The following is a 5057-nucleotide window of genomic DNA, read 5'->3' on the forward strand; positions in this document are numbered from 1 at the left end:
AGCGCTATGATCTTAGAATGAAGCTGTTTGCTGGTATCATTAATTCCGAGCTTAACCTATGACTTTTGCAAGAGGTCTAATGACTGTCTGGTATTCCTATTAAAAAGAAAAAGATAAACAATGGCTAATGTACCGCCAAATACAATTGAGGTTAATAAAGAAATTAAAATATCAGATGGGTTATCACCAAATACAGCTTGACCATTGAGGGCGAATGGAACTATCAAAACAATAGCACGAAGAAGAGCTTTACCTGTACCTAATGGGCTACCATTTCTATCAACCACTCGTATTTTTAGAAGTTTTTTACCTAATGTTTGTCCACCAGCACGCTGACTATTGCCAATTCCAAAGTACAAAAGCATGATGGTAACCCCAACAAGCTGCCCCCAACCTCCCATTTTCACAAAAACACTTTCGAATATTAGTCCTAGCAGAAGTCCTACACATCCCAAAATTATCGTATCGACTAATAAAGCACCAAGGCGGCTATAAACATCTGCTATATACTTTTTCTCTTTCGTAACTGACATCAAAAATCTCAAGTTGGCACTAAAACAGCTAGCTTAATATAAAGCGCACTAGCAAACAAGAGTAGGCTTATTACAATTCAATCATATTTACCTACACCGCCACATGCCAGCTCCTAGGATAAGAATATATCCGATCTTCACCCGTATAGTCGCGCTGACCATTATCCACTAACCACGCGACCACTTGCTCACGTACCCTTCTACTATGAATTAAATTGATATGGCTCACACCATAAAACACCGCTTTATGACCATCTGGCACAAACAGGGCATGCTCACTGTCATCTTCCCCCAGTGCAGAGGCTACCGATACCAGACCATCACCTAACAAATCCGTCATCTTAGAGTCATAATGCGTTTCGACCAGAGCACTGGCAGCAAAGTAGGTTTTGATACCACTGGGCAAACCTGTAGGATGACGAAAGTCCTGTGGTAGCACGCTACGTCCCTCTAAAGACTTCCAATCAACATCACGGATACTGCCATGACGCAGATCAATAATACCAGCGCTACGCATATCGCCAAGCGTGGCAAGTGAACCGGCAAATGGTAGCTTTCCAATAATCTCTTGCACATAATTGCCAATACGCTCTAGCACTGCGCCATGATGCGGCGAGCCTAAGGTGATGAGATTTCCAACACGCTTCACCCAATCCAGATGATCTTGCTCACCATAAAACAGCGCACTACGAGAGACCAAACCACCCATACTATGACCAACCAAATCTATCTGACTGATATTAGGGTTACGGTCGACCAAATCTTGCAGTATTTGACAGAATTGTCGGCCGCTGTGAGAGATACGACGTCCTGTATTGTAATCTAGGTATAGCACAGTGATATCTGGTTGACTACGTTTGATTGCATCACCTAAATCATTGTTCTCTTGCGATTGCCAGCTCAAATAGCTCATGCACAAACCGTGGCACAAGATGACAACACGTCCTGATAACTCTTCACATCTTGCTGGTTCTTTAGGTGCTGGTGACTCTTCATGTGTTAACCGTATTTCATGGTCTAACTGATCTGTTTGTACTGACTGCTCCTTCTGTATTAATAGCTCTTCTTGTCCTAACGGTACCTCGCACTTTGGCATCCCCTCGCTATCGTATAGCATCATTGGCACGGCCAATGGGTTTTTATTATTAACGAGATGATCACCCATGACACCGTTCAATACATTGACGAGCTTTTTTAATGCATCAGGCAGGGGCTGAACTTGTTTTTGCATAACAATACGCTGATAGACTCTCAGCACCGATGCCAGATTACTGCCCACCATCAGCATGACCTGACGTACCGTGCCATAGATACGCCCAGTAATACCATGCTGCCAACTATTAATATGATTTTTATTGAAACGGCCCAAAGGACGCGAAATTACTTCGCGATGGATAGCCTCTACAATATCGGTCACCTCCACCACACCCGTAGTCGCCAGCTGTGCCAACCCTTCAAAAAACTCAGCCAAAGCAACTGGCTTCACCGTCGTTTTATGACCATCATCTGCCAATAGTTTAACCAGCTCATCCACATCGATGGCTGCCAGTTGATCTATCTGCTCATACACATCGCTGTGTGCTGGCATATCAGTCTCTGAGGCAAAATGCGCTTCGAGCTCATGACGCATACAAGCGTTACTACCAGTATTGCCATGGCTTATACGCTCATCATGACAACCATCTGGACTATTCATCACGTTGTTTATAGCACTCATTGTATTAGCACATTTAGCGACAAGGTAAGTTTCTATACTAGCCTTTAAACAACATAAATAGAAGGAGATGATTGGATTTTGAAATGCATTTATTGTTAGGGAATATTATCGCAAAGTACTGATAGACAGTTGATATTACTTGCCTTTTGAAAGTGTGATAAACACAAAAACCCCAAGCCATTGCTTGAGATTTTTTAATAAACAGCTCAGTTATCTACCTCTACCATTCGCTCTATATGGTGCGAATAATTTATGAGAATGATTCTGCCAATATCACATCACCATCATTTTTGGTGATCATGACCGTGGCAGATCGTGGTGTACTACCGCCTTTGACCGCACCCCAAGCATTACCTGGATGTTGGATATTAATAAACAAGGTCTTAAAATCTGGCGTCATAGTGATACCTGTGACTTCACAACCTTCAGGACCCACAAAAAACCGCTTAAGGTTGTCATCAGTCGCAGCCCTACCGATGCGCGTCTCTTGCCCTGTCGAGGCCGTTTTGACTGACCCATCATTCACTTTACCAGGCAGTGCCGCTAAAAGCATACAGTTAGTGGTGTCTGTATACGCGCCATCATCTGTCTGAATCCACAATACGCCGCGCGGGTCAAAAAACAAACCATCTGGCGATGACAAGTCATTATTGGCATTCAACCCTGATAGGTTCTCAGCAGATTTGTCACTAGGTGAAGCAAATAGATAAATATCCCACTCAAAACTAGTGGCTGCGTGATCGCCGTTTGTTTCGGCCCAGCGGATAATATGACCATTGTCGTTACCGGCAGCTTTACCTTCCACGTCATAACTGCGCGGATTACTGGCTGAAATAGGCTGATCGTCATCGACACCGCGGTTTTTATTATTGGTCAAGGTCACATACACCTCGCCTGTGATGGGACTGACCGATACCCATTCAGGACGATCCATCTTGGTAGCACCTAGTACATCAGATGCCGCACGTGCAAAAACCAGCACATCATCTTGACCACTGAAAGGCAACACAGTATTGGTGTTATCTAGCCCGTTTTGACCATAAACCAGCGGTTGCCATGTACCACTACCATCTTCATTAAAGATAGCCGTATACAGTGTGCCTTCGTTCATGTACTTATCGCCTGCTTTTAGACCACCGCCGATATCGTTTTTTGACCACATCGCTTTAGACACGAACTTATAAATATACTCACCGCGTGAGTCATCACCCATATAAAACACGACAGGATGACCTTGTTTAACAGGGGCAAACGCACAGTTTTCATGAGCGAAACGACCCAAGGCCGTACGTTTTCTTGGCATGGCGTTTTTATCAAATGGGTCAATTTCAGTGATATAACCAAAGGTATTAAACGCATTACGATAATCATCCATAGCCGTTTTGCCTGCGACGGTCATGTTCCAGCGTGCAAACTCATCAGCCATGGTAGCGTCAGCAGCATTAGGCGTATGCCACAAATAACCCCAAGTAGCATGGTCTTCTTTTGCACCATAACGCTCACGGCCATAGTTTTGAGCAGCGCTTAGCTGGCTTGCGTCTTTACCACGAGCGAATACGCCCAAAAAGTTTTCTTCAGTGGTCAAATACGTACCCCAAGGCGACAACCCTGCCCCGCAGTTATTATTGATACCACGTGTGGTCATACCAGTAGGATCAAACTTAGTCTTAACCAAATCAGAACCCGCTACAGGTCCCGTCAGCTGCGATGTTGTACTACTCGTGATGCGGCGATTATATTTAGAGTCACGAACCATCTCATAACCTTTACCACTGTCTCGGCGCTTCATCTCGACCACAGCCACCCCATGACAGTTGACCTCACGGCGTACATCACTGGCACGGCGAGTTTCTTTAAAAATAGGCTCAGCATTATCGTCTTCTATGACATCATAGCCAAATGGACTCAGTTCAGCACTGTTCACGTATTCATGATTCATGACTAGCAAGCCGCGCTCAGACGCTTTTGCATCGTAGTTGTTGCCCGTCTTGCCAAAAAACCACATGCCGTCATGGTTGTCTCCCATACGCCAATCAAATGACTCAGCAGACTGCTCGCGATTGTCTTTCCAGTCCTCGATACCCGACATCAGCGGTGTGCCCAATGGCAATATCATTTCTGCCTTGTAGCCGTCTGCCACGCTCATTTCTGCTGCGGTCGAATGCGCTACGGCAGTGAATTTCAAGGTCTCTGGTCGGCTTCGATTACCTTGTGCTGGGACAGCGGCATCATCGCCATTACGAATGGTCATGTTGCTATTAGTGTCTTTAGCATAACCAGCTAGTGGCAATGCGCCAAAAAAGGCGGCAGCGGTTAATCCTGTACCACCTTTTAATAAGCTACGACGGTTCAAGCGACGGCTGATAATGGTTTGAAAATCCATATTATTGGTAGGATTAGAATCTTCAACGACTTCATGAGCGAGATTTTGCTTGTTATTTACTTGCTCATTATTTATTTGCTTGTTGTTTGCTTGTTTATTGTTTAATAGGGTCATTATCAGTCACCTTGCTATTCGGCTGGATTGGCATAAAAAACATCGTGGCATTGCTATTAACAGCGCCAAAAAAATATGAAGTAGCCGCTATCCTACTTAGCATTCATGACAATATGTTGAACGTTAGATGACGGTTTAATGACATAGATTGAATGATACAGGTTTGACAGCACAGGTCTGATAGAACATATTTGATAATAGGCTTTGATAGTAAGACTGCACTGATAGTAGAAAACAAAAAATCCCAAGTCATGATGAACTGACCCCCAAATATTGGACGGTTTAGTTTATATCAAGGACTGAGTTCTGT

General features: G+C 44.2%; 3 protein-coding genes. All 3 read right to left on the minus strand.

Translation table 11 applies throughout. The features are described from left to right. Positions 1–56: 56 nt before the first annotated feature. The 3 genes from EI164_RS14585 to EI164_RS14595 all read right to left on the minus strand — a co-directional run bounded on the left by EI164_RS14585 (position 57) and on the right by EI164_RS14595 (position 4633). Positions 57–533 (minus strand): RDD family protein, encoded by a 477-nt coding sequence (locus EI164_RS14585; protein WP_192520644.1) that lies wholly within the window; start codon positions 531–533, stop codon positions 57–59. 91 nt (positions 534–624) lie between these two features. Further along, entirely contained in the window at positions 625–2250 is a 1626-nt protein-coding gene (locus EI164_RS17165; protein ID WP_225739327.1) for a GPI inositol-deacylase, read from the minus strand. 250 nt (positions 2251–2500) lie between these two features. Then, a complete protein-coding gene (locus EI164_RS14595) occupies positions 2501–4633 on the minus strand; it encodes a PhoX family protein (RefSeq protein WP_225739328.1) in 2133 nt (710 codons plus the stop codon). Positions 4634–5057 lie beyond the last annotated feature (424 nt).

The sequence above is a fragment of the Psychrobacter sp. FME13 genome (assembly GCF_014861395.1).
In the GTDB taxonomy this organism is placed as follows: Bacteria; Pseudomonadota; Gammaproteobacteria; order Pseudomonadales; family Moraxellaceae; genus Psychrobacter.

Bases quoted from the DNA above. Each gene is read 5' to 3' on its own strand.
- EI164_RS14585 (WP_192520644.1), bottom strand. From the start codon at position 533: ATGTCAGTTACGAAAGAGAAAAAGTATATAGCAGATGTTTATAGCCGC.
- EI164_RS17165 (WP_225739327.1), bottom strand. From the start codon at position 2,250: ATGAGTGCTATAAACAACGTGATGAATAGTCCAGATGGTTGTCATGAT.
- EI164_RS14595 (WP_225739328.1), bottom strand. From the start codon at position 4,633: ATGGATTTTCAAACCATTATCAGCCGTCGCTTGAACCGTCGTAGCTTA.